Consider the following 26,419-nt stretch of genomic DNA (forward strand, 5'->3'; position numbering starts at 1 on the left):
TTATTAGAGCGCGATGAAAAGAAAACGGATTGACATTTCCAATATCAATGTTAATATAATCCCATTGGTATAGTTGGTTTTAACCATTGGCTGACCGTTCAACCGGAAGCTCAGCGGACGAATGACGTTTCGATGTCATTACCGCTGAGCTTTTTTTGGTTCATCGATGCCGAAGGCCGAGATAGCAGGAAGGCATTGAAGCAATTAGTGAGGCTTCTCCACTAAATAAGAAACTAGGAGTGGTAACGATGGCACACAAACAAATGAAGCTCGGCGCATTCTTTAATCTTCCGGGACATCACGTGGCCAGCTGGAGGCATCCGCTGACTAAGGCTGACAGCACATTGAATCTTGCGTACTTACAGGAGCTCGCGCAGCTCGCCGAGCGGGGCAAATTCGATATGATCTTCTTCGCCGACGTGCTCGGGCTCCGGCCTTCGGGCAATCAGTCCGCTTCGGCCATCAAGCTGGATCCGCTGATCATCCTGGCGGCGCTCGCGTCCGTCACGCGCCATATCGGTCTGACGGCGACCTTGACAACGACATACAACGAGCCTTACCAAGTCGCGCGCAAGTTCGCGGCGATCGATCATTTGTCTGGCGGCCGCGCGGCGTGGAACGTGGTCACCTCCGCCAACGACAAGGAATCGGTGTTGTTCGGCAAGTCGAAGCACCTGGAGCACGCACGTCGCTATGAGCGCGCGGAAGAGTTCGTCGATGTCGTCAAGAAGCTCTGGCTATCGGTGGAACGAGAAGCGCTTGTCTTGGACAAGGAGAAGGGCCAGATTCTGGACGTCGAGAAGCTTCACCCGCTGGATCATGCAGGGGAATGGTTCAAGGTGGAGGGCCTGCTGGATGCGCCTGCCACGCCGCAAGGACATCCCGTCATCGTGCAAGCAGGTTCTTCGGAGTCGGGGAAGGAGCTGGCCGCGAAGACGGCGGAGGTGATCTTCACCGCTTGGCAGACGTTGGAGGAAGCCCAAACCTTCTATCGGGACGTGAAGGGGCGTCTCGCCAAATATGGCCGCAAGCCGGATGATCTGAAGATTATGCCCGGCGTCTTCATCACGGTGGCGAAGACGGAAGCGGAAGCGATCGCCAAGCGGAAGGAGCTGAACAGCTACATTTTGCCCGAGGTTGGGCTGGAATACTTATCCAACTTCATCGGCACGGACCTCAGAGGCTACGACGTCGATGGGCCGCTGCCGGCATTCGTGGAGAACGAGGACAAAACGAACCCGCAGATTCGTTCGAATCTGATCCGGGCGCTGGCTGAACGCGAAGGATTGAAGACGATTCGCGAAGTATACGAGCAAATCGCAGGCGCGCGCGGGCACCGCGAGATCGTCGGCACGCCGGCGCAGATCGCGGATCAACTGGAGGAATGGTTCCTGAACGATGGGGCGGATGGCTTCAACATCATGCCGCCGACGTTCCCCGAGGGGCTGCGCGACGTCGTCGAACTCGTCATTCCGGAATTGCAGCGTCGGGGACTATTCCGTACGGAATACGAGAGCGATACGCTGCGCGGCAATCTGGGGCTGTCCGTGCCCGTTCATCCGGATCGCAAGCAAGTGCAGCCGGCACGTCTATAACCTACATCGACACCATTCCACGTAGTCAGGAGAACTCATATGCGCAAATCATGGATGAGCACGACGGCGCTGATCGCGTCAGTCGGAATATTAGGAGCGCTTCTGGCAGGCTGCGCGTCCGAAAGCAAAGCGACAGCGGAAGAAGACAAGGTGCTTCAATACAATTCGTCGCCGGGCAGCGTGTCGTTCCCGGAACTGGCCGAGGATCTCGGCTATCTGGGAGAGGTGAAGCTGGAGTCGATCGGCACCACGACCGGCGGTCCGGAAAGCATTCAATTGACGGCCACGAACCAGACGGACTTCGGCTCCGCGTTCAACGGGGCGATCATCAAATCGATCTCGCAAGGCGTCAAGATCAAGTCCGTGATCGGTTCCTACGGCAGCGACAAGAATACGTATATCGGCGCTTACGCGCTGGAGGGCAGCTCGATTCGGACGGCCAAAGACTTTATCGACAAAAAAGTGGGCGTGAACACGTTCGGCGCCCATCTGGAGTTCGTGACGAAGGATTACTTGCGTGAGGGCGGCTTGTCCGAGGAGGAAATCAAACAGGTGACATTGATGACGGTCCCGTTCGCGAACGCGGAACAGATTCTGCGCAACAAGCAAATCGACGTCGTCTTGCTAAGCGGAATCGCCAGGGACCGCGCCTTGGAGAACGGAGGCCTCGTCGGGATCTTCAAGGATATCGACGTGTACGAGGAGGAATTCACGGCGGGCGACTATTTCTTCACGACGGCGTATATCAAGAACAATCCGAACACCGTGAAGCAGTTCGTCGAAGGGGTCGCCAAAGCGATCGAATGGGAACGGACGACGCCGCGTGAAGACGTGATCAAGCGCTTCGAGAGCATCGTGGAGAAGCGCGACGGCAAGGACAAGACCGCTAATCTGAAGTATTGGAAAAGCACGGGCATCGCGACGGAAGGCGGCGTCATTGCGCCGGATGAGCACCAGAAGTGGATCGATTGGCTGGTGGCGACCGGGGAATTAAAGCAGGGGCAAGTGAAACCGGAGGATCTGTACACGAACGAATTTAACCCGTACGCCAAATAACCGGAACAAGCAAAAGGCGGCCGTATCTCCGAACGAGGGAGTACGGCCGTCTTGTTGCAAAACCAGCAGGTTTACGACTTGGCCAAAGCCTCCCGGTCTGCGGCTTGAGGCGGCTGTTCGAGCCAACCGTGCTCAATCATAATGTTGGCGCCATCCTCCACATAGTTTCCGACTTCGAGCATCAGCCGGCCATACTTGGAGGCGACGTCATGCCTGGCGCTCATCGACAAGGCGTTGCCATAGGCCCGGATTCTCACCGTAAACATATCCATCTTGTGGAACATCATCAACCGATCCGAGAACGGCGATTGCGTGTTATTCAGCACGAGCGGATCGAGCGACGGCGGCGCGGACAGGAAATCCGCTTGGAGGATCTTCGTGAATAAATTGTAGTGCTTGGTCGCGATGCCGAGTCCTCGGAGAAAATAGTCACGGACCTCCGGCAATTGCGCGCCTTGGCTAAATCCGAGCAGCACCGCTTTGCTGGTCGCGTTATTCTCGGTATTGTGCCGATATACGTCGCCCATAACTTTCCTTGTTCCGCTGCGGTTAACTTCTGATCCGTATCGCTATGGTCGCCATGAAGCAGCGGGATTTTTTCGATCAGTTTCGAGAACGGCATCTGAGCGCTCCTTCTTCCATCATTACAAGTTATGTTTTGTAACCCTCCGTATGATTATTCTTGCCCCGCCATGAAGACCAAGCGACGGATCAGAAAGAGCCCAAATCTGTGATAGATTTGGGCTTCTCGTCTTTATGGCATCGATCTAGAATACGCTGCCGCCGAACAGGAAGCGATATTCCCAAGCCGTGCCGGCAATCTCGTTCGTGCGTACGCCGCCCGACGCGGTCGAATAGGTGTGCAGCACCTGGCCATTCCCCAGATAAATCCCCACATGCGTAATGGTCGCCGTCGACTTGTCCACGTCGGCGTAAGCGGAAGCCGTCGAGCCTTGATAGTCCATGAAGAACATCAGATCGCCGCGCTTCAGCTGGCTCCAGTCGGCGGTAACGGCGCCTCTGTCCTGCACGTATGCCCCTTGACCGCGGGAATCCGATGGCAGAATGATGCCCGTGCCTTCGAAGAACGCGGTGCGTACGAAGTCGGAGCAGTCGAAGGTCGTCGTCGTACTGCGATCGGAGCCGAATTCGTATGGCGTTCCCCAATATTTCATGCCGGCTTCGATGACCGATTCGATCGCGGCCGCCGGATCCGTAATGGCGGAAGCCGGATCGTAAGTGGTCGAAATATACTGCGCGCTGGAGCTTACGTAGCCAACGACGCCGTTCGAATCTCTCACCTCATACCAGTAGCTGTTCGGCTGACTGATGACATTGACGCGTTCGCCGGTTTGCAGGTAACGAATGCGGGCAGCGGATGTCGAAGGCGACGTGCGGAACGAGACGGAGGCTTCGATGACGGCGTTCGTTGGCTCTTCATCCTTGTGGAACTCCACGTATTTGGCGTTGGACGATACGTAACCGACTTGTCCGCTGCCATCGCGAACTTGAAGCCAGTAATCGTTGTATTCGCTAAGGACGGTTAAGTTCTCGCCTGTCTTCAGATAACGGATCACGGTCGAGCTAGTGGTAGGCTGCGTGCGGAAGCTCACGGATGCTTGTACTTCCGCCGTGCCGGTAGCCGCGCTTGCGGCGAACGGAAGCGCCAAGGATGCAGCCAAAATCGAGACCATCGTCATTGCTGTAAATTTCTTCATGGTGTTAATCTCCTTGTTATTTGGTAGGGGATGAGGTCGGGTTAGCATGCGTTATCGCAGGGATTGCGATATCTGACACGACGATTGTACGAAGAGGGATGCCAAGTGTGGTATCGACCGCTTGTCCTATCTTCCTGGAGCGGGGTAGTCGGGAGGAACTATCCCAGATCGCCTCGCAACACGACATCCGCATCGGTCCGGGCTTGCCGAGCCAATGCGGGGCATTTGGAGTTCACTCGTTTCTTGGTCGTTTAGACCAGCACGAGAACGCCGCTTAAGCTCGAACTTGCGACCTATCGGGTAACCATGAAGCGCCGACGGATGTAAATAATGCCTTTTATGCCTATGCGCGCAATCAGGCGAATTGGCGAATCCTACCGCTTCGCATTCGACATAAAACCTTAGTTTCGTATCCATGACATTTGTTCGATTGCTGTAAAATCGGACGTCACGTTTTTCGCGCACAAAAATAGGCGGCCGTCTTGGGAACGGCTGCCTTATTGATTTCGGTATTCGAGAGGGGTACGGCCGGTCATTTTTTTGAACACCTTCGAGAAATGATTTTGGTAGTCGAAGCCGACGGCGATCGCAATTTCATGAATCGGCATTTGCGTATCGGTTAGCAGCCGTTTGCTTTCGGCGATTCGAATGGCGTTCAAGTTTTCGTTAAAGGACATGCCGGTTTCGCTATTGATTTTGGTCGAGATGTAGGAGGGATGCTTCCCAAAGTGATCCGCGATGTGCTTCAGCGTAATCTTCTCGAAAAAATGCTGATGCAGATAGCGGACGATCTCCTTCATGAGCGCGGAATAGTCGGAATTCGCGAATTGTTGAATAACGGTGGTGAACGTGAGAATCATTTCTTTCATCAGCAGGACGATCTCCGCCCGGGTACGCAGGTTTTCCGCCCGCTCCACGAATTGATAGCTCACTTCTCTGGCATATTCATTCTCGGCTCCGTTCTCGATCGCAATCATGCAGATGATGGCGCAGGTTGCGATAAAGTGGTTTTTGGCCGACCGCAAAATGTCTCCTTTCGCCAACGAAAAGCGATTCACGCCTTCTTGACGAGCGACCATATCGTTCAAATAGCCTTCGACGTTCGGAAGATTGCCGCTTAGCATTTTGGTTTTTAACTCATGGTACTCCTCGTAGGTGATATGCAGCGGCTCTTGCTTGTAGTAAAGCTGAAAGAGGGAGATCTCGCGGGCTCCCGGCTTCTCGGGTTGACGCGAAACCATGTGTACGACCGGCTGGGGAATGGTCGTGTTCTCATCGGGCAAATACGTCCAATACAATAAACGGCCCAGGTACACAAGCTGTTCTTTTGGTGGCTCCGGAATCGGGATGTGCGGTTTGGGATCGGACAAGGCCTCCATGGCGATCGGTCCCATAATAACGATTCGATGCTGTTGTTCAAGGTCGTCATAAATCCGCAGCGCATGATACAAATGCGAATTCGGCGTACAGCACGTGTAATAATCTTGACTGGTCGACTTCATCTCCTGATGGATTTCCTCAAGGATAGACTGCGTATTAGCGAATAACAGACGACGTTCGTAATCCACGAACGAGAACAGCAGCCCAAGTTCGTCGTCGAAGCCGGCAACATCGATGCCGGTAACCATATATAGCGCTCTTGCTTTCTCTTCGATCGGCATCATAAACGGTAAATTCCCCACCTTACGCTTCATGCTTCCGCATCTTGGCATGTGAAGCTGATATCCAAAACAAGAGGAAATACGCAAAGGCGATGTTGCCGATGGGCTACAATGAGGCCATGAATATGACTGCATGAACGTGGATAGCGCCCGGGCAAACAACTGTCCCATATTTTGTCCACGAAGCGGTTATTCCATCATGAACGCTGATAGCAAATTAAGGTTCATCACCCTATTCAATAAATTAAATCAAATAGGATCAAGCGGAGGGGGAGCAAGGTGACTAGCATAACAAAAGAACGGAGATGGGAACCAGCTGTTTGGGAGCGTTCCTATCACAAGGTGCTCGAATTGGGAGAAGCGTTAAAAAACAACGAGTTCATGCTGGTGTATCAACCTAAGCATAACCTCGCGAAGAATAGGTTCACCGGCGTGGAAGCGCTGCTTCGATGGCCGCGTCGCCGTCAAGGCCAAGTGCCCATTGACAAGGTCATTGATTTGGCGGAGCGATCGGGAATGATCGTTCCGATCGGAGAATGGGTGATACGCACAGCCTTGAAACAAGTCAAGTTGTGGCAGGATAACGGACTTACGATCGATATTTCAATCAACGTCTCCCCGCGACAGCTAATGGAAGAAGGATTTGCCGCCATGATTGCGGACGTCGCGAAGGTAACCGGCGTAGATCCGAGCCGCGTTGAATTCGAAATTACGGAACGGATCGCCAGCGACCCGGAGCAGCTGCTAGCCGTAATAGGCGAAGTGAGGGCGATGGGGTTTCGCTTCAGTCTGGATGACTTTGGGACAGGGTATAATTCGCTCGCGTATTTGGGCAGCATTCCGGTCGATACTTTGAAAATTGATCAGCGATTTACTCGCGAATGCACCAGCAGCATCCCGAAAGCCGCCATTATTAAATCCATCATCCAGTTAGCCAAAAGTCTGCGGCTTCAGGTCGTCGCTGAGGGCGTGGAAACAAAAGATCAGCTTCAATTTATGCAAGAGCACGACTGCCAGGTGCTGCAGGGCTACTTGTTTAGTAAACCGATTTCCGCAGCGGCGATTGAAACGTTAATGGCGAATCAGAAGATGGAACAGACCGAGCCGGAAGCTCCACCTAGCTGCATACATTGCCACGCCGTCCTTATTGATGATCGAACTCATAACGAGCAGGTTTGCCACGCATGCGTGCGCAAGCTGCTGCTAGGCAAGTAACCGGCCTTGCGAGTGTAGACTGATGAAAGGCAAGATGAACAATGAAATTAAGGATGAAAGTTTTCTTGGTTATCACATTTTCGATGCTTGCTTTTCTGCTCTTGCTGAATGGCGTTTTTAGTCCGGCCTTCATCCAAGCATCCATCGAGATGGACAAGAACAATATGATGCACGAAGAGAAGCGGATTCGAAACAAAATTCAGGCGGACTTGGAAGGAATGGCAAGAACGAACCGCGATTGGGCGGTTTGGGATGATTCCTTTTTATTTTTGAAGGGGCGCCAACCGGATTTCGTTCAGGTTAATCTTCAGGATGAAACCTTTGATAACAATCGGGTCAACTTTATCCTGTATTTCGACGGCAGGCATAAGCCGGTTTACCAAGGCGCTTACGATATTTACATGCATAAGAAGCAGGTTCTGCATGACGACTTTTACAAAGCCTTTATGCCAATCGTTCAATCGGACGAGGATTCAGAACGAACGTTCATGATTCATACGAGCCATGGTCTAGCGATGGCCGCAGTGAATGAAATTTTGACAAGCAACGGAGAAGGACCATCGGCCGGCACGCTCATCATGGGAAAATACATGAACAGCGAGTATATCGCGGAAGTTGCTCAAGCGTTATCGCTGAATGTCAGCTTGCGAAAAGGCGGAGTAGGGAGCGGAGAGAAATCTGGAGACAAAACAAGAGTGGTGAGCGAAACGATAATCGAAAGCGAGATCCCGCTGCTCGATTATGGTTCGCGCTCGGATTACAGCTTGATCCTGCAGGGCGATCGGCACTTTTATCAGGAAAAGAAAACCGCGATCCACCATTCGCGCATCTTCTTGTTTGCCGTTAGCATCCTGTTCATCCTGCTCATTCAATTTTTGTTGGAGCGCTTGATCCTCTCCCGAGTCTACTGCTATTCGCTGCAGCTGAACGCCATTCAGAAGGATAAAAATTTCAAGGCTCGCATTAAGTCGAACTTGAGCTTCAGAGACGAGCTGTCCCGCTTGGAAAGATCCATCAACAAGATGCTTCGCTCACTGGAGGCCAAACACGACGAGATCATGGCACTTGCCTTACACGATACGTTGACCCATTTACCCAACCGCATTTTATTAGAGAAGGAATTCAGAGAACGCACCGAATCTCAAGAAGGCGTGGCCATATTGTTCATCGATCTGGATGGCTTTAAAACCATCAATGATACATGGGGGCATGAAGCGGGAGATGCCCTGCTTCAACAGGTGGCCAATCGCATTCAGTTGACCATCGAATCCCATTCAACGATGGCAGCTAGATTCGGCGGAGATGAATTCGTCATTTTGTCGAGGAAAGACGTTGACGTCTACAGTCTGGCCCATCGATTATTGAGGTCGCTTGAGCAAGATTTCAACCTCGGCGCGCAGAGGGTTCAGATCACCGCCAGTATTGGTCTAAGCGCATCGCCCGATGACGGAACGACGTTAGACGACCTGATCAAAAAAGCGGACAGCGCGATGTATGAAGCCAAGAGGATCGGGAAGAACCGTGTCGTTGTATACCGGAATCAGGTAACGAGCAGCGGGAATACACACCTTCAATAACGAATTGAAGCAAACAGGTCGCCATCCAACCAGGATCAGGCGGCCTGTTTGCTGCTCCTTAATCCAGAATCGCCGTGTTCATGATTTTTACATGAACGATCGGCTTTAGATTAAGCTTCGGATAGGCCTCCCGCCAATGAAGTGTTTTGTACACGTCCGGATGGAAGGCCGCGACCTCATGGCCCAGCTGCAAGAAATCGCAATTCGCCTTTTGGAGAGCGGCTAATACTTGACCCATTTTCACCGCAAGATCCGCCTCTATTATGGACTCCGTTTCGTTCAGATGGGCATCCGTATGTTTCTTAAGTCCGTCTCCATCCACCACTAATTTAACTTGTAAGTCTAAGGAAATCGTAATTTCGCGGAGCTTGCCCGAATCGGTTCCGACTTTAATTCTTCGTTTGGATTTCTGTACAAGGACCGAATAGGAGCGGCCTTTCCACTGTCCGGTTATCAGTTGTAATTTGCCTGGCGTACCATCCATCAGAGCGGCAAGCAGCGTATCCTCATTATTCAAATTGATTCCGGTATATCTCCCGTTACTGAACAAAGCGGTACCGGAAAGACGCGCTCCTTCCTTATAAGGCTCCAATCGGCTGAGCGCGAAATCGTTCATGAATTGATTGCCGCCCAGAATGTAATGAAGCAGCTTATTGGAGGGAGCGGTCCCGAAGCGAATCTGATCATCAAGGAGTCCGATCAGCAAGTTCGAGATGGTCTGGTCTTTCAACCTGTTTTTGGCCAGCAGCTTCGAGAGATCCCCGTCATACATCGCCAGATAAGCGTATAACGGATTGGAAGCAAATTGACTGGCAATATCCAGATGCTTCAAGGGTTCATCCTTGGCGAAGCGCCGGCTAATCAGATACAGCCGCGTCTCAAGGACCGAGAGAACGCCGGGCAGCTCTTTGTTCGTCTGGGTTACCGCGTCATAGAGATTGACACCCGATGATTCCACGTATACGGTGGCAGGTTTCCCTCCCCCCTGGTTCGCTTCTTGTACAGAGGAGATGACATAGTTGACCTTGAGCTTCTTGCTCTGGCCTTCCGCGTAATCGATCCCGATGACATCGATAAATAGCAGATTATTCAATTGAATCTGGTCCCAGCAACCTGTAAGCGTAAGGCAGAGGAACAGCGCCGCGATCGTTTTTTTCACAGCTGTGACCTCCCGATCCTTCTCATGCCGGCGATGAGGAGCAGCAGTAGAGGCAGGACGATGACCATGACAATGGCGAGCTGGTCCTGAATAGAAGCCATGCGCAGGATATCGCCGCGTCTCGTCAGAAAGAGACTACCTGCAAAGCCAACGCCAACGATCGCCCATACCCAGAAGGCTTGCTTGCCTAATCCCGCCGTTCGTACGTGCTGAAAGGCTTTGGACGCCAGGAAAAAGTACACATAGATCGTAGCCGTGACGACGCAGACATAAATGACAAGGAAGAGGTAATCCAGGCTTTGCAAAATTTGAATGCGATAATTTTTCAAAATAAACACGATCGGCTCGGGCACAATCAACAGCTGCTTCGGGCCGAACATCGTCGTGCAGACGAGGCAGACCGTCACATAAAAAACGATCGCGCAGGCGTTCGCGGCCAACATCGCGATAAGCACCTTTTTCTTGCTGCTCGTCTGCACATAGGGATAGGCATACAGCAGAAGATCATAACCGAGGTAAGCGCTGAATGAGGCATAGGCCCCTGTCATGATCGGACCCCAGCCATTCGATATCACAGGCAGCAGATGCTTGGGCTCCAGCCCGTAAATACCGCTGCAAGCAATAAGCAGGAAACAGATAACCGGGAAGATGAGGAACGTTTGCGAAATAAAAGCCAGTCTCTTCAGAGAAGAAACGGCCGCGTTCCCGCTGACGATGAGCAGCATCAGAAAGATGAGCCACCTTGGCGTCATCATAAATATCCAACGTTTCAAGATGTCGGTATAAAGCGCGGTTAAAACAAGTCCGGAATAGGCGTAGTAGCACCCATAGAGCATATTGAGCGTTGCACCGAGCGGCCGGCCGATCACAGCACGGGAATAGGCATAAATATTCCGGTTCGGAAATCGGCTCCCGAGCCACCAAAGCAACAGAATACCCGCTTGCGCCGCAGCGCCGCTAATCAGAACGGCAAGCCATGTATCATGTCCGGCTTTCTCGGACGCAATATGAGGCAAGGATAAAACCTCGATACCAAGCTGTGCCATAATGGTGAGCGTGAACAGCTGTCTTGCGCTGATCGGTTCTTCTTTGCTCATTTCTTCCAACTCCTTGGATGACGTAGCCTCATACGGTTTCTCGGTGCGGTCTGATCCGGCCTTTGGCGCAAGTTCCAAATCGGCGACCGGATCAACGTATCTTTGAATTCGCTTAAGGCGAAGGGCGGCGTAAAGTAAGGCTGCCCCATCATGCTCATTTGACACAAGTAAATGACAATCATCATGAAAAAGATGACTAGACCAAACAGTCCCAAGAACGACGATAGGAGCACGGCCGGATAGCTAAGCAGACGAACGGCGCTGCTCATCTCGTAGGATGGAATGATAAAGGAAGCCAGACCGGTCATAGCAGCGACGATCACCATCGTATTGGAGGCTAAATTCGACTGTACGACGACGGTTCCGACCACAATGCCGCCCACGACGCCGATGGCTTGACCAACGGGACTGGCCAAGCGCACGGTGGCTTCCCGTAAGATTTCAAGCAGCAGCATCATCGCGATCGTCTCGAAGATCGGCGGGAAGGTCACGTATTTGAGCGAGCTCTGCAGCGTATTGGCGAAATTAATCGGCAGCAATTGCGGGTTATAGGAACTGACCGAGACATAGAATGCGGGCAAACCGATCGTCAGCAGGAAACAAACCAGACGGAGCAGCCGGTAGAAGCTTCCAAGCAGCCAGCTGATATGATAATCATCCGGGCTTTGAAAGAAGGACCAGAACGTCACGGGTAACACAATCGAGTCCGGCGACCCGGAAGTGACCACGACGATTTTCCCCTCCATAAGGTACGATCGGGCGCGATCGGTCCGTTCGGTAATTAACAGCTGCGGGAACAAACTGAATTTGGTCTCCCGGACCAATTCATCGAGAAATCCCGGCGCATCGAGATAATCAATGTCGATGCTTTGGAGCCGACGGTCCAGCTCCTCCAGGAAGCATAGATTGGCGACCGATTTGATATACATGACCGCCACCTTCGTCTTCGATAAGCGCCCAAGGGAATAGGAGTTGACGACAAGATCCGTAGAGGGGATCAGCTTGCGCATCAGGTTCAGATTCGTATCGATATTTTCAATAAAGGCTTCATTCGAGCCGCGCAGAATACGCTCGTTCGTCGGAATATTAATGGAGCGTCCCTTTTTCAAATCGGCGCCAAGCAGATAGTATCGGCTCTCTCCCTCGCGGTGGAGGACCGTTTTGCCATGGACGATGGCTTCAAAAGCTTCCTCCATATGCTCCGTCTCGGTGTAATCCAGAATCGAGACGACCTCCCGAACCGGATCCGATGGACGAGCAAGCAGCGGTTTCAGGATGAAGTCCTGCACAAGGGAAGAATCTACCATGGTTTCGTAATAATACAGCCGGTATTCCGTTCCGCCGACCGATAGCGGCTTCGCTTGAAAATCGCTTTGCCCTAAAAATTGCTCCTTGAAACATTGCTCTGAAGCCGCGACATAAGAGGTCACAGGTTTCACCTCCCGTTTCAGTGATTTCCTTAATTTAACCAACCTCCGGCGGGACATGCATGGAACTGCGCCCTTTTGTTCAAATTAGCTAATACCTGAAGGTTCAGAGAAGGGAGGTGCGAAATGGTTACGATCTCGAAATCGCAGCTAGCCGCGCTCATTTTGATGTTCCAGATCGGAAGCACCCCCTTATTCCTCCTTGGGAAAAGCGCGGGCGTCGATGCCTGGATCGCCATCCTGATCGCCATGGCCGCAGGGTTATTGCTGCTCCTGCTGCTGCTGCAGATCCACCGCCTTGAACCGGATAAGGAATTGATCGAGATTTTCTTTACCTATTGCGGGAAATTCATCGGCTATGGGATGGCCGCGGCGTACTTCTTTTACTTTTCGTACAAATCGATTCGGAATGTGAGGGAATTCGCCGAACTCATCGGCTTGTATATGCTGCCGAAAACGCCTTTGTGGGTGCTGGTCGGCTGCATCATCCTCTTGGCAAGCTATGCCGTGTGGCAAGGGTTGGAGGTGATCGGGAGGGTCATTCAGATTCTCGTTCCATTGATCCTGATGGTTTACGCTTTTTTCTTTGCGATGATCTATGGAACGGGCTTAATCAACATTCACCGAATCCAGCCGGTGTTGGAGAATGGGATATTCCGCGTCTTGGAAGCATCGCTGCCGGAATTGGTCTCCTTTCCGTTCGGGGAGATGGTGCTGCTGCTCATGTTTTGGAAACATGTGACTCCCAAAGCAGACGTCGTCCCGGTTACCATTCGATGGTATTTGATCACAGGTATGATCACCGTCTGCACGAACGTGATCATCTTGGCTTGTTTGGGACCATTATCGCAGATGAGCGTCGCTCCCTTTATTGAGGTCGTGAGTCTGGTGCGATTCAAATCGTTCCTTGAGCGACTCGACCCGTTCGTAAGCGCGGTATTGTTTACAGGGGTCTTTATTAAATTAACCCTCTATTTCTTGGGCGCTTCATTCGTCTGCAAGCATCTCGTGAAAATGAGGACCTCGTTCATCATCCTTAAAGTTGGCGGCGTGATCTTTGTCGGGGCGCTTATGTTCCGCAACTATTTGCAGCAGAATTGGATCGGACAAAGACTCAACCTCAACTACCATTTCCCCCTGTTCCAAATCATACTCCCTTTGTTGTTGTTGGCCATGATGGTCATCCGACACCGTCTGCGCAACGGCGGGAAAAGAAAAGCATCGGAGATTCGCGAGGGGGGTGGCTAAAATGTCGACATTCTGGAAACGCAACAACCGGACGAAGGCGCAACCACAAAGACAAGCGCAGTCCGCAGCGGGAAATGACGAAGCAATGCATCCGATATCTGCTCAATTAGCGTCGAATGTCAGTTGGCTCTGTACGCAGCTCGGCGCAAGCGCGGACATCATCGCGCGCGAGTTCGCCGCTCCGGCATCCGGTATTGAGGGGACGCTCATCTACATTGACCACCTGGTGGACAAGCAAACGGTCAACCAGAATATCGTACATCCGCTCTTATCGGAAATCGGGCTGCATGCGGAGCTGCGGCCTACGGACGGGATGGGGCTGCTCAAGAATAAGGCGTTAACCGTCGGACATATCCGAGAGATTCACAACCTGAATGAAGCGCTCACGCAAATTCTGGAAGGGAATACGGTCATTTTTCTTCAAGGGTGCGAGTCCGCGATCGCAGCGACTTCATCGGGCGGCGAGAAGCGGAGCGTGGAAGAACCGAAGACCCAGACGGTCGTCAAAGGACCCAAGGAGAGCTTCACGGAAAGCATGGATACGAATCTGTCCTTAATTCGTCGCCGCCTCCGATCCCCTAATCTCCGAATCGAGTTCAGGCAGATCGGAAATCAGACGAAAACCAAGGTCGCGGTTCTCCATATGAATGGGATCACGGATTCGAAGGTCGTGGATGAAGTAATGTCGAGGTTGGACCGCATCAATACCGACAGCATACTGGATAGCGAGTATATCGAAGAATTTATACAAGACGCTTCGTTTACCCCGTTCTCGCTGATGCTCAGCACGGAACGACCGGATGCGGTATCCGCAGGCCTGCTTGAAGGTCAATTTGCAATCATTGTTGACGGTGCGCCGTTCGCGCTCCTCGCGCCGGTCACGTTTAACAACTTCTTCTTCTCAAGCGAGGATTATTATCAGCGATTTGATATCGCGACCTTTCTGCGATTCATCCGCCTTGGTGCTTTTTTCGCCTCGCTGCTCATTCCGTCTTTGTTTATTGCGCTGACTACCTTCCATCAGGAGATGATTCCTTCGCCGCTGCTCATCAGCTTGGCCGCGCAGCGGGAAGGCGTCCCTTTCCCGGCGTTCGTCGAAGTGTTGATCATGGAACTTACCTTCGAAATATTACGGGAAGCTGGCGTCCGAATGCCCCGCGCCGTCGGCCCGGCGATATCGATTGCCGGCGCGCTCGTGATTGGACAGGCCGCGGTGCAAGCAGGCATCGTATCCGCGGCATTGGTCATCGTCGTGTCCTTTACCGCCTTGGCGAATTTCGTGATTCCCTCCGTCGATTTGTCGAACTCGATGCGTATCGTCCGCTTCATAATGATGATGCTTGCGGCTACGCTTGGATTATTCGGCATCTTATGCGGAATGATGGCGCTTCTTTTTCACTTGGCGAGCCTGCGTTCGTTCGGCGTTGCCTTTCTTCAACCGTTATCTCCGTTCAAGACGGATAGTTGGAGAGATTTATTTATTCGCATGCCGGTATGGAGAATGAAGGAACGGCCGATCGGAGAGTCTGGCAATCAGAACCGGCAAGGGGCGAATCCGTCTACTTCGGAACCGCGACAACGTGAATAGGAGGCCCTTATCATGAATGACTGGCGCCGTCTGCCTCGTCGACTTGCATGCATCATATTGACGGCCATTTGTTGCCTGTTGGTCACAGGCTGCTGGGACAGCGTGGAGCTGGATCGACTCGCGTTCACCGCGTCGACAGGCATCGACTATAAGGACGGCAAGTGGGTCATTTCCTACCAAGTCGTCGTGCCGTCCGCCATCTCCCCGGCTGCGGTGGGAGGACAAGGCCGGATTCCGTTCGCCGTCTATACAACGTCGGGAAGAACCATTCGCGACGCGTTATGGCGCACGCGCTACGAAAGCTCGAGGGGCCTCTATCTCGGGCATACCCGGACCCTTATTATCGGCGAGTCGGCGCTCAAGCATGGGGTTTCTCAGCTTATGGATTTGTATCTTCGCAATTTGGATACCCGCGAAACGGTAAGCGTGCTTGCAACGAGCGGGGAAGCGCGTCAAATCCTAGGTCAGCTGATGCAGTTCGAAGTTTTGCCGGGCGAAGGGTTGGAGGACATGATCGCCGGTGAAGCGAACGAGGAATCCGTGCTCCCGTATGTGACGATCCATACGCTGGGAATGTCTTTGCTGGGAACGTCGCGAAGCGGGGTAGTGCCGGAGGTGATCATCTCCGGGTCGTCTCCGCTCACGAAGCTGGAGGAGATGAATCAATCCATTCTACCCTCCCAGCTCAAACTTGGACGATTAGAAGTGCTCCACCATGACAAACACGCCGGTTGGCTGTCCCAAAAGGAAGCGTTCGGGCTTGGATTTATGCGCAACGAGATCAAGGCTACCACGATTGCGTTCTCCTGTACGTCTGGCGGGCGAAAGCCTAACTCGACCTTTCGTCTCCTACGCAACAAGACGAAGTTATCGGTGAGCAAAGCAGACGGCCGCTTTAACGTGAAAGTCCTTGTCAAAGTCGAAGGGGATTTGCGGGAGACGGATTGTCCGCTTGACTTTAACGAACCGAACGCGGAGCGCGAAATGGAGAAACAATTGGAGAAAGACATTTCGGAACAAATCTTGAATTCCTGGACGGCCATCAAAAAGCTGAAAACCGACGTGGTCGGAGTCTCCGATCTTATTCACCGGAAATATCCGAAGGAATGGCGTGCGATGAAGTCCGATTGGGAACGCGAATTCGTGCGCATCGACATTCATCCCAAGGTCGAGGTGAAGATTAACCATACGGGGTTGACGTTAAAATCGTACAAAAAACAAGCCGAAGAGGAATGACCAAACACCCGCGTGCTCCCGTCTGTGACTTGTTTCACGGCGGTGTTGGCATGCGGGGATGTATACTGGTGTCATCATGCAATCCTACTTCGGAGGTGGATAACGATGAACCTTGCAGCCTATCATGCCGAATCGAATCGAGCCATGCCGAACGCCAGCTTCCATCGATCGTCGGCAGGCGTCAAGCAAGCGCATGCCGACCGCTTGAAGCGCCGCGTGGACGAGGTCTACGAGATGAGCGTCCGCCTAACATCGGCGAACTGCCGCTATCAAGTACTGGAGACGTTGAAACAATTGAGAGAGGAAGCTGTCGAGTTAGCCTCGGAACTATCTCGCCATGCGGCAGCTGAGAACCAAGTCTGGCTGATGCATCTTGCCCATGGTCCATCGCTTCGTCAGGATGCCGCGGGTTTGCGGGCCATTCGCGATCTGGAGCGGGAGCACGTGCTTGCACTTGATTTCATCGGAACCTTCCTCGAACAAAGCGATCTCGAGCTGTATTTGCTGGATAGCGGCAAAGCGGGACATGACTATGCGAAGAACGAACGGTTGAAGCACTTGTCGGACAACCTGACCCAAGCCTGCCTGATCCTGAAGGCGCGTTTCTCGGAAGAGGAAGCGCTCGTATAGCGATCATGACCTATATAACGCCATAACGCGCCCCTTCCCGGAACAAGTCCAGGAAGGGGCGCGTGCAGCTTCGCGATTTTATTAACGGGTTACTAAGTGTTCCAGAATGGCCCGAAGTTCTCCATCGTGGAAAGCCTCGTCGTCGTGCTTGGCGCCCTTGATCTCCATCTTGGTAATATCCAATTTGTAGGGTTCTTCGCCCGGACGCGAACGAAAAATGAGTTCCCGTTCGTTCGCTAGGTCGACTTTATAACCCAGCTCCTCGAAAGATGCTATGAAGTCCGAAATTTCAGGCTGCTTATCCTCGGGAATCATCGCTAACGTGCGATATTCTTTCGTTTGTCCATCCTTGATCAACTTAAAGTGGAACAAGCATTCCTTCATGGAGACGCTCCTTTTTCTATTTATTATACCCCACCTAGGAATCTTTTATGTACCCATACGGCAGCCGGTTTTTTCATATGTCTGCCTGTCGTTTGGGGCGCATGCCTCTATTAATCAGTCTCCTTAACCGCAATTTCAATGACAAAATTGTAAGGTTCGTCGTAAGGCAAATCGATCGCTTCGCCCAGCCTGGCAGGATAAGATTGGAGCAAACGAAAATAGATAGGTGGAGAAGGAGACTCGAGATGAGGCTGTGCGAGCAATTGCTATTATTGTCAACCATCGGCTTATTTGTTTTAACCGTCCTGTTCAAAAAAGGACTGCGCAGTATTCCCGTATTCGCTGCTAGCGGGATCACCACGCTTATACTGGTCATTCATTGGACGGTGGAAGGATACAGAGTCCAGCTATTGTTCCTGTATGGCCTCACGATCCTCTTTTTAGTCTTTTCAGGGTACAGCTATTTGAATACAACCGGCCTAACCAAAATCCCGCGATTCCTGTTGGGTTCAGCCTATTCCGTAATGGCGGTCATGCTGGTCGCAACTGCGGGTTTGCTGTATGTTTTTCCTGTATTTAAACTGCCTGATCCTACTGGTGAATTTAAGGTAGGCACGCAAACGTTTCATTTCGTGGATCCCCATCGGGAAGAGATGTTCGACGAACCCCGTGACGGCAAGCGAGAATTGATGGTTCAGGTCTGGTATCCGGCTCAAGCTGGCACCGGCAACTACGCGCCCTTTGTTCCCGATCCCCGGATATTACGCTATATGGCCGCGGACTATGGCCTTCCCGGGTTTACGTTTCAACACCTCAAGTACATATCCGGTCATGCTTATGAGGGAGCCGAAGTCGCTTCGGCCCAGACTTCATACCCGCTCATCCTTGCGAATCCGGGCAACGGCTCATCCCGGTTCCTCCACACCTCGCAAGCTGAACATCTCGCGAGTCACGGCTATATCGTGGCCGTGATCGACCACACCTTTAATACATTTGCAACCGCGTTTCCGGATGGACGAATCACGACTGGCACGACCAATGACTTATTCTCGCCTGACGATGATTACCGGACGAGCAGCGGCAATCGCGATAAGTTGGGTGAAGTGCTAACCGAAGATGTGACGTTTGTGCTGGACCAATTCGAGCGCCTTCAATCAGGGCAGATTCCAAGCGATCTTCAAGGGAGGGTGGATCTCGGACATGTCGGGGTGTTCGGTCATTCCATCGGCGGAGCGACGGCCTATGACGCCGCTTACGATCCGCGAATCGCGGTCGGCATCGACCTTGATGGAGGGCTGTATCGACTACGCGACAGAGAATCTCTGCGAAAGCCGTTCTTGTTCATCCACTCGGCAAGCTATTTCGAACAATTAGAAAGGGTGATGGCTAACCGCGTCTATACGGACGCAGAGCTCAGCCGCATGGGTTCGACAAGAGCGTGGGAGGAGCAAGTTGCGGAGGATAAAAAATTGGAGCTTGCGCGGATGCGCGAAACGGTCGACGAAGGGGGACAAGTCCTTTATATCGCCAATACGGAGCACATGAATTTTGCCGACGTACAGTTCGTCTCTCCGATGTTCAAGAGGCTGGGCATTACAGGAAAGCTTGCGCCCGAAAGAGCGAGCTCGATTGTTAATGCTTATATGCTGGATTTCTTCGACAAGCATCTGAAAAATCGAAATGGAATGTTAATGAAAGGACCGGATCGCCGCTTTCCGGAGGTGAAGTTCGTAACCTCGCCATGAGGCGCCTTAAGTCCGGTGAACTGTAATTCCATGACAGATTCAGTGACGCCCTGTAACTGTTCGGACGACAATCCAGAGGCTACAATCAAGGGAAAGAGGATCATCATGGGAGGAACATTTGGATGCGGACAACATTTGACGTCATTATCGTCGGCGCGCGGGTAGCAGGCTCGACGCTGGCTTATGAGCTCGGGAAGGCCGGGTTCGACGTGCTGCTGCTGGAGAAGGGCACGCTGCCGAGCGATACGCTTTCGACGCACAATTTCTTCAGTAATTCCGTCGCGATGCTGCGGGAGATGGGCGTTATGGACCGTCTGCTCGCGACGAATACCCCACTATATAAGCGGGCTTATATCGAGTTCGACGATGCCGTGATCGACGGCCAATACCCGGAGGTTCATGGAGAAAACGCGTGCTTCTGCATCAAGCGGACGTATCTGGACCATGCGTTGTTCGAGGCGGCCACCGCGCAGGCGGGCGTGACGGCCATTCAAGGTTTTCGGGTGACCGATCTGATGCGCGAGGATGGCCGTGTCACCGGCGTGACGGGCGTGCGCCGTGATGGCGGCACCGAGTCCTATACGGCACGGCTTGTCGTCGGAGCGGACGGGCGCCATTCGGTCGTCCGTTCGCTCGCCGGCGCGAAGCGGCTGCAGGCGGTGCCGACCGACTACGCTTCCTACGTGGGGTATTTCTCCGGTTATGCGCAGGAGGGCGAGCCGTGCGTGGAATTCTATAAGAAGGGCGACCGTATCGCCATTGTCTTCCCGACGAGCGATGGCCAGCACGTCGTCGGCGCGATGTTCCCGCTGACGGATCACGCGTGGGTCGATCGTTTCAAGGCGGATGCGGAGAAGGGGTTCCGCGAGCTCGTCGCGAGCGGGCTGGCCGGGACGCCGCTTGCCGAACGTCTTCCGGTCGCTGCGCTCGCCGGCCCGGTCCGCGGACTGCTCGGCTATGACAATGACTGGTTCGAGGGCATGGGATCGGGCTGGGCGCTTGTCGGTGATGCGCTCTCGTTCAAGGACCCGGCGGTCGGGCAGGGAATGCACGACGCGATGTATGGCGCGCGTGTCCTGACGCGCATTTTGGCCGCGAGCACCGACTGGCCTGCGAGCTGGGGCGATATGGCAGCCGCTTACAGTCAGGAGCTGGAGGCGAAGATGATGGCGCGCTTCGGCATGGCGTGCGAGATCACGAAGAACGTCCCGGTAACGCCGGAGCAGCAGATGGTCAACCGGCTGATCGGCTCGCACCCGGAAGCGACGCAGGCGTTCCTCGGCATCTACAACTACGCGAACGAGCCGGAAGCGCTCGGCATGACGATCGGCCGTCTGCTTCAGCCAATGGAATAGTCGCTGATCCGTACAGCGGACGCGTTTAACTTCGAGAAACAGTGTGTGGTGGCAAATACTTATAGGCTTAAAAGTCGCGAAGCTGCGGCTTTTTTTTACGTTCAAAAGCGAATGACAAGAACATCGATCGTGTGCCGATGGATTCCGTTATTCGGGGAGATGACCTAATTTATGCATCAACTTCGTTCGGTGGTTGTATTCTTACGGACCAACTAACGCAGCGACCTTAGCGGAATCAACTGCAATGGATCGTAGGACTATGATCGACTCTCAACCTGGAAGAATGCAGAACTACGGGTCTGCAACAGTACGCCCCTGGTTTGCGTCTATTATGGATGATGAAAAGGGGGATTGATCATGAGCCGGGCTCTTGGTTTATTGTTCTTGACTATTTTTATTTTGACGGCATGTGACAATGGCGCCGATACGAGTTCCCGTGAAGTGAATGACTCGTATAAGTCCGAACATACTTCTAAGCAAATGGAACCTTATAATTTCCAAAGGGAGCAAGTCGTCAGAGTGACTATTTACCTTGGCGGCTCGGATGAAGTTGTTGCTGACATCAAGGAGTCTGACAAATTGGATGAATTATCGATCATTCTTGAGGGTGCCCCTGCTTTTTCGGGAGAAGCCCCCTCTGATTGGAACCACTCAATTGTGATTAAGTCCATGTATGGGAGTGAAAGAAGGCTTGAGGTAACAGGCAATGGGTACGTCTTTATCGACCAGACGTTACAGGAGGCCTATTCACTGGATAAAGAGAGATTCAACGACTTTCTTGGTGGATTTGAAACCACAATTGGAGACCCCGATTAGCGGATTCAGCTAACTGGAGACGAGTTCAAGCATGACACAATGGCGGCCGGCCTTGGATCGGCCGCCATTCGTCGTTGAACTAATGGGTAGGTTAGTTTAATAACAAATGGTAGATGTGGCAGTATTAGGTTGGTTGTAGAGGAGTTGATGATGATCTTTCAAACCTTAGCAGGGCAGCTATCAGTTGTAATCACCTTTGGATTTGGGGCGTTGTTAATCGTACTTTTCCCTATAATAAAGAAGGAAAATCGATTCTTTGCATGGCTTAGCTTAATTGCGGGGGTTATAGTTTGGTTGCTCCTATTGTGGTTCACATTTGGTAATGAGTCCGTAAGGTATCAAATTCTGCATCATGGATTGAAGTAAACAATCCTGTAGAGCTTAAGAAATGAGCTTTGTAAAAAAGGGAGCGCCTCGGTATGATGGGTTTGTCGACAACACATCAGAGGAGGCGCTCTTACGATGAAGTTTAAGCAAATAGATGCACAAAATCAACGGGTCGAACAAATTACCACCTCGCATCTCGTCGTAGGGATCGACATGGCGAAAGAAACGCATGTTGCACAGGCTACGAATTTCCGCGGAGTTGTGGTTTCGAAACGCCATCTCTCATTTACCAATAGTATTGAAGGGTTTGAAAAACTGAGCCGCTGGATGAGTGAATTACAGCAGAAACATCGATTGAAAAGGCTCATTATTGGCATGGAACCAACCGGGCATTACTGGTTTAACTTGGCCAACTGGTTATCAGATAAAGACGTACACGTGGTCATGGTTAATCCAGCTACGACGAAAAGGAATAAAGAAAATCGAGACAATAGCCCGTCAAAGAATGACCCAAAAGATGCACTTACCATCGCAGATTCCGTTAGCCGAGGCTTCTACTACGAGTACACACGTCAGTCACTTGTGTTCCAGCGTTTGCGGACAATGATGAGTGACCGAGAATTTTGGGTGGCGAATAGTGTACGGCTCCAAAACCGTATCGTACGCTGGCTGGACATCCGTTTTCCGGAGTATCCGTCTGTATTCAAAGACTGGACCTGTAAGCGTTCATTGGCGACTCTCAAGACCTTCCCTTGCCCACAGGATCTTGAAGAGTATACCGTATCGGATGTCATTAGCGCTTGGCGAGTCCATATGCAGCGTGCCGGAGGCACTACGGGGATCGAGAAGGCCGCTCAGCTGATCGCACATGCTAAACGAAGTGTTGGAGAACAAGCTGCTGTTGAAGAAGCGAAAGCAGATTTAAAGCGGCTCATTGAAGAGTTTGAGCGCGTAACCACGATGCTTGAACAGATCGAAAAAGACATCGAGGCACTGCTTTCAGAGATTCCGACGGCACAGCAACTTCGTACCGTAAAAGGACTCGGGAAGATTTTTACCGCAGCCATATTAGCTGGTACAGGGGATCTTAGACAATACGCGCACGGACGTCAGGTGTTACGGAAGGCTGGCCTTAACTTAACCCAAAGCACGTCCGGAAAGCGAAAAGGACAGATTGTTCTTTCTAAACGAGGAGACTCCGCCTTGCGAAAATATCTCTACCTCGCAACGGTTCAACTCGTGTGGAATAACCCTGTTTTCCGCCATCTGCATGAACAAAATGTACAAGAAAAGAAGATGAAAAAGCAGCAGTCTATCTTTAAGTTAATAGGGAAACTAGCAAGGATCCTAGTTGGTATTGTTCAACGAGGAGAACAGTTCACGCCAGAGAAAACTGTTTTGAATTGGACTGAAGCAGCTTAGTTTACGAAGGTACATCACGTATATTGACTCGTTCGCGGGATTTCACAAAGAAAGCACGGAGGACCGAATTCGTCTCCCATAAGGGCTAAGACCCATCCGCTAAACGCGATCGGTCTCCACACCTTGGACAAGTATAACGAAGGATTGTAAGGGCAATGACCCGTTGAGTCATAAGAGGGTGAACGCCAAGGGATTAGTGGAGTATGCGTGCAGTAGAAACCAATTGGGGAATACTTCCTGATAGTCCTCTATTTTCCGCATGCCCAGCCCGCCACCTCAACCGTGTTCATCTGTTCTCTATCCTAAGATTGATCTGATCTAAGGTGATGAAATCCTGCGAATGAGTGAGTATATGTGAGATAAACCCTTAAAACCGAGGGACGGGAGACGATAGCTTAACAAGACATTAGTGGACAGAGCGGAGGATATTATGGAACATGAATGGTATTGTCCTGCTGTCATGAAAGTAATTGATGAGGGACTCTGCTGGGAGTACTTTTATTCCGAGCGAGGAGGACCTATCGATACTGCGACCGAACTACGAGAGTGGATTAAACGTACGAACAAATTCAGTAATATTAATCATTTTCAAGAAGTATGTGAAAAATGTGTCCACAAACAAGGGTGATTTCACCTTCGAAGGCGGAAATAGCCGTTAAACTAAAGGAGAACGATAGAAAAAAATCATTTACAGCAAAGCTTTTTAATAAGGGGGATATGCATGAAGTGTTCTGAGTGTGGATATGAGCATAGTCCAAATGCCGAGAATTGGATTTTTCTTGAAGATGCTACCTATCAAATAAAATCCAATATATTTGATGCTCAGATGCTCAAGGAAATGGCGGAGCATGCATTATCATTAAACCCAGATCAGAGTGCTATCTACATTGACACATGTCTAATAGATACTCAACCCTGTATGTCATGTCAAATGCAAAATGTAAGAATTTCCAAGAAGGAGATTGAACAGAAGTATTATGATGAAGGGTTGGACATCCATTATTTCTTTTAAAGAAAGTGAGATTTAAGCTGTTTTCATCAAAAGTTTAGTGAGCAGTAATTAAGCTAACGAGGAACGATAGTTCAACCAGAACAGGGAGCAGGCCGCCGCGGGACTGCTCCCTGTTCCATTGAAGTAACGTGCAGGATACTTCCATTGTTAACTGGGCATAACAATACCAAATTTTGCACATATATTTTCAGTGGTTAAAGAGGAGCGCCTTTTGAAACACAATCTTAATTCTAATTTTACTCATTGCTATCGGCTTAACGGTCAAATAAAGATGAAAATGAGATTTAGTGACACTTGGTCAGACCCTAATTCAGTAATCGAGGAGTGGCGTATAGCGGAATGAAAAAGCGTTTGTTCTTCTTTATCATGATTATGTTGATGGCAAGCGGATGTTACGGACCAAAGGATGGAGAGGGTATGCTGGAAGTGGCGAGTAATAATCCATTATCACCGGCAATCGTGTTTAACGGCGAAATCTCGCCCGCACAGGACCCAAACACGTTTCCGGTTCCGGATGGCGTCACATCCGTCGTGGTGGAAGATAAGAAGAGCGGATCGATCGTCAACCATATCGAAGAAGGCGAGAAAGTTCGTGACTTACTGGACGGACTTAGGGAAGCAGCAGAGACGTCTGTTTCATTGGAATCCGACTTCACAGGCTCAAAGTATATCATTCATTTAACGGGAAGAATGGCCGCATCGAAGGGCTTCAGCTACGAGGTCGACGACATGCGTGCCACGGATTCGATTGATGCCAGCGTGAAGGTCTACGCGGAGGATGCGTCGGGGCATTACCGCGCCTGGTCGATGCCCAGTCGATGGATAGAGCGGCTGCTTAGCGGCCCCTCAGTGGCGGATGAAGACGATTCGAGTAAACCATATTTATACGTCAGTTCGTTCGATAACAGCGGCAGTGTTTTGGTGATGTCGAATAAAGATATCCAACGATCATCTGTCTCAGCCGCGATCGACTCGACATTATTTTCAAGCGGTTATCCTGTGGGAATATCCCCCGCGTATCACATCTATTGGAGCGACCCTAGGAGGTTTGTCGTCCGTATAACGGATTGGAAGTCAGGTATGAACGTACGGTTCCGGTTGGACGACGTGATGACGGAGACAGGCGAAAAGTTCTCAGACGAGGAGGTGCCTAATCGTAACACCGCGGTCGTGTTCGGTCCATTCTCGGCGCACCGATTGCGGTGGATCGGCGCTGAGGGGAACGTGGGGAGCGAGCTTAGCCTGGACCGTCCGGCGCTGCTTCTCCAGCCCATCCGCGTGGATGCGGCGGAAACATACGCCATTATGGCGTATCATGCAGATGGGAGCACGACGCTGATTCGGTTAGACACGATGGAACGGAGAACGATCAGGATCACCGAATGGCCAGATCATGAGGAGCCCTTCGGGAATAACTATGGCACGAATGTATTGTTTGGTGACGTTTTGATGGGAAAATCGACTTATGCCGTTTACGGAAATCGAACAGTATATCGGATCGATCTGGAGGAGGGGACAGCGACGAAACTGTACGTCTCCGCTCGTCCAATCTACGGAGTCGCGATTTCGCCAGAAGGCAAGCGTGTTGCGATCCTGAGCTCGTCCGATAAATACCTTGGCTCATTCGCTGACTTAACATTGCTTAAGACTGACGGCAGTGTCGCTTCCAGATGGGAAAAGGCGGCTTACGCAGGGCACAGCGACGGCTTTCTATTCGTCTATCCGATGGCCTGGACCGACGACCATACGGTCGCGCTGCCGTGGATCGGAAACGGAAATGAAAGCTTTGTAAGGGGCAGAGTCTTATTAGATATACGGGACGGATCCTCGATAAAGGTTGCTGACGCTGAATTGCCCGCCGATGCTGCGGCACTACTCCGGCAGGCCGCGGGCAAGGCGATTGAGGTCACCCGAATTCTGCCTCAGCCGGAGGGAAGGGGCAAGTTGATCGCCGTTGAGACGACCGATACTGGGGCGTGGTTGATCGATAGGATGAAGAAAAAGGTAACCTTCCTGGGACAGAGCCATCTACTGAAGTGGATCGATCACGACGTAATTGCCGTTTTCGAAGAGGGAAGGGAACGAATATACGATATAGGTATGGATACAGGGCAGAACGAAATAAATTAGAAAACATACAATTCAACTGAA

Annotated in this window: 20 protein-coding genes and 1 pseudogene; 14 read left to right on the forward strand and 7 right to left on the reverse strand. The window is 51.7% G+C overall.

Going from position 1 to position 26,419, the window contains the following annotated elements; all coding sequences use genetic code 11:
- Positions 1-248 precede the first annotated feature (248 nt).
- Entirely contained in the window at positions 249-1,595 is a 1,347-nt protein-coding gene (locus ACFSKT_RS02560; RefSeq protein ID WP_377720236.1) for an LLM class flavin-dependent oxidoreductase, read from the forward strand.
- A 39-nt stretch (positions 1,596-1,634) separates the two neighbouring features.
- Complete coding sequence (locus ACFSKT_RS02565; RefSeq protein ID WP_377720237.1) at positions 1,635-2,651, forward strand: ABC transporter substrate-binding protein; 1,017 nt, start codon at positions 1,635-1,637, stop codon at positions 2,649-2,651.
- A 71-nt stretch (positions 2,652-2,722) separates the two neighbouring features.
- Here the strand turns inward: ACFSKT_RS02565 and ACFSKT_RS02570 are convergent, their stop codons facing one another.
- From ACFSKT_RS02570 to ACFSKT_RS02580, 3 genes are all read right to left on the reverse strand, one after another.
- Positions 2,723-3,178: a DUF3231 family protein gene (locus tag ACFSKT_RS02570; RefSeq protein ID WP_377720238.1), complete on the reverse strand. Its 456-nt coding sequence runs from the start codon at positions 3,176-3,178 to the stop codon at positions 2,723-2,725.
- Positions 3,179-3,418: 240 nt separating this feature from the next.
- Positions 3,419-4,369, reverse strand: a complete 951-nt coding sequence (locus ACFSKT_RS02575; protein ID WP_377720239.1) for a C40 family peptidase — start codon at positions 4,367-4,369, stop codon at positions 3,419-3,421.
- A gap of 497 nt (positions 4,370-4,866) precedes the next feature.
- The gene (locus ACFSKT_RS02580) at positions 4,867-6,063 is read right to left on the reverse strand and encodes a helix-turn-helix transcriptional regulator (RefSeq protein ID WP_377720240.1); all 1,197 of its coding nucleotides are present in this window, start codon (positions 6,061-6,063) and stop codon (positions 4,867-4,869) included.
- Positions 6,064-6,309: 246 nt separating this feature from the next.
- Between ACFSKT_RS02580 and ACFSKT_RS02585 the strand changes: the two genes are divergently transcribed.
- Positions 6,310-7,245, forward strand: coding sequence for a putative bifunctional diguanylate cyclase/phosphodiesterase (locus tag ACFSKT_RS02585; RefSeq protein WP_377720241.1), 936 nt, complete (start codon positions 6,310-6,312; stop codon positions 7,243-7,245).
- Positions 7,246-7,310: 65 nt separating this feature from the next.
- Positions 7,311-8,822: a sensor domain-containing diguanylate cyclase gene (locus ACFSKT_RS02590; RefSeq protein WP_377720242.1), complete on the forward strand. Its 1,512-nt coding sequence runs from the start codon at positions 7,311-7,313 to the stop codon at positions 8,820-8,822.
- A gap of 58 nt (positions 8,823-8,880) precedes the next feature.
- Here ACFSKT_RS02590 and ACFSKT_RS02595 read toward each other — a convergent pair whose 3' ends face one another.
- From ACFSKT_RS02595 to ACFSKT_RS02605, 3 genes are read right to left on the reverse strand one after another with little or no spacing between them, the layout of a single operon-like run.
- Entirely contained in the window at positions 8,881-9,981 is a 1,101-nt protein-coding gene (locus ACFSKT_RS02595) for a Ger(x)C family spore germination protein (protein ID WP_377720243.1), read from the reverse strand.
- Positions 9,978-11,078: a GerAB/ArcD/ProY family transporter gene (locus tag ACFSKT_RS02600; protein WP_377720244.1), complete on the reverse strand. Its 1,101-nt coding sequence runs from the start codon at positions 11,076-11,078 to the stop codon at positions 9,978-9,980. The genes ACFSKT_RS02595 and ACFSKT_RS02600 overlap by 4 nt, the downstream gene beginning before the upstream one ends.
- On the reverse strand, positions 11,075-12,508 hold the full coding sequence (locus tag ACFSKT_RS02605; RefSeq protein WP_377720245.1) for a spore germination protein: 1,434 nt from the start codon (positions 12,506-12,508) through the stop codon (positions 11,075-11,077). The genes ACFSKT_RS02600 and ACFSKT_RS02605 overlap by 4 nt, the downstream gene beginning before the upstream one ends.
- A gap of 123 nt (positions 12,509-12,631) precedes the next feature.
- Here ACFSKT_RS02605 and ACFSKT_RS02610 point away from each other — a divergent pair, with 123 nt between their 5' ends.
- The 4 genes from ACFSKT_RS02610 to ACFSKT_RS02625 all read left to right on the forward strand — a co-directional run bounded on the left by ACFSKT_RS02610 (position 12,632) and on the right by ACFSKT_RS02625 (position 17,207).
- Positions 12,632-13,753 carry a GerAB/ArcD/ProY family transporter gene (locus ACFSKT_RS02610; protein WP_377720246.1) on the forward strand — a complete coding sequence of 374 codons (1,122 nt, stop codon included), beginning with the start codon at positions 12,632-12,634 and terminating at the stop codon, positions 13,751-13,753.
- 1 nt (position 13,754) lies between these two features.
- On the forward strand, positions 13,755-15,341 hold the full coding sequence (locus ACFSKT_RS02615) for a spore germination protein (protein ID WP_377720247.1): 1,587 nt from the start codon (positions 13,755-13,757) through the stop codon (positions 15,339-15,341).
- Between the two features lie 12 nt (positions 15,342-15,353).
- Complete coding sequence (locus tag ACFSKT_RS02620) at positions 15,354-16,577, forward strand: Ger(x)C family spore germination protein (RefSeq protein WP_377720248.1); 1,224 nt, start codon at positions 15,354-15,356, stop codon at positions 16,575-16,577.
- A 105-nt stretch (positions 16,578-16,682) separates the two neighbouring features.
- The gene (locus ACFSKT_RS02625) at positions 16,683-17,207 is read left to right on the forward strand and encodes a hypothetical protein (RefSeq protein WP_377720249.1); all 525 of its coding nucleotides are present in this window, start codon (positions 16,683-16,685) and stop codon (positions 17,205-17,207) included.
- A gap of 81 nt (positions 17,208-17,288) precedes the next feature.
- Here the strand turns inward: ACFSKT_RS02625 and ACFSKT_RS02630 are convergent, their stop codons facing one another.
- A complete protein-coding gene (locus ACFSKT_RS02630; RefSeq protein ID WP_377720250.1) occupies positions 17,289-17,591 on the reverse strand; it encodes a hypothetical protein in 303 nt (100 codons plus the stop codon).
- A 245-nt stretch (positions 17,592-17,836) separates the two neighbouring features.
- On the opposite strand from ACFSKT_RS02630, the gene ACFSKT_RS02635 reads away from it, so the two are divergent.
- From ACFSKT_RS02635 to ACFSKT_RS02660, 6 genes and pseudogenes are all read left to right on the forward strand, one after another.
- Positions 17,837-19,336 carry an alpha/beta hydrolase family protein gene (locus ACFSKT_RS02635; protein WP_377720251.1) on the forward strand — a complete coding sequence of 500 codons (1,500 nt, stop codon included), beginning with the start codon at positions 17,837-17,839 and terminating at the stop codon, positions 19,334-19,336.
- Between the two features lie 122 nt (positions 19,337-19,458).
- A complete protein-coding gene (locus tag ACFSKT_RS02640; RefSeq protein WP_377720252.1) occupies positions 19,459-20,691 on the forward strand; it encodes an NAD(P)/FAD-dependent oxidoreductase in 1,233 nt (410 codons plus the stop codon).
- A 178-nt stretch (positions 20,692-20,869) separates the two neighbouring features.
- Positions 20,870-20,953: pseudogene (locus ACFSKT_RS02645) on the forward strand (MarR family winged helix-turn-helix transcriptional regulator); the annotation flags it as partial.
- Between the two features lie 95 nt (positions 20,954-21,048).
- Complete coding sequence (locus tag ACFSKT_RS02650) at positions 21,049-21,507, forward strand: hypothetical protein (RefSeq protein ID WP_377720253.1); 459 nt, start codon at positions 21,049-21,051, stop codon at positions 21,505-21,507.
- A 462-nt stretch (positions 21,508-21,969) separates the two neighbouring features.
- A complete protein-coding gene (locus ACFSKT_RS02655; protein WP_377776298.1) occupies positions 21,970-23,256 on the forward strand; it encodes an IS110 family RNA-guided transposase in 1,287 nt (428 codons plus the stop codon).
- Between the two features lie 1,351 nt (positions 23,257-24,607).
- A complete protein-coding gene (locus ACFSKT_RS02660) occupies positions 24,608-26,398 on the forward strand; it encodes a hypothetical protein (RefSeq protein ID WP_377720255.1) in 1,791 nt (596 codons plus the stop codon).
- Positions 26,399-26,419 lie beyond the last annotated feature (21 nt).

Source organism: Paenibacillus xanthanilyticus (assembly GCF_042682185.1).
Lineage (GTDB): Bacteria > Bacillota > Bacilli > Paenibacillales > Paenibacillaceae > Paenibacillus_Z > Paenibacillus_Z xanthanilyticus.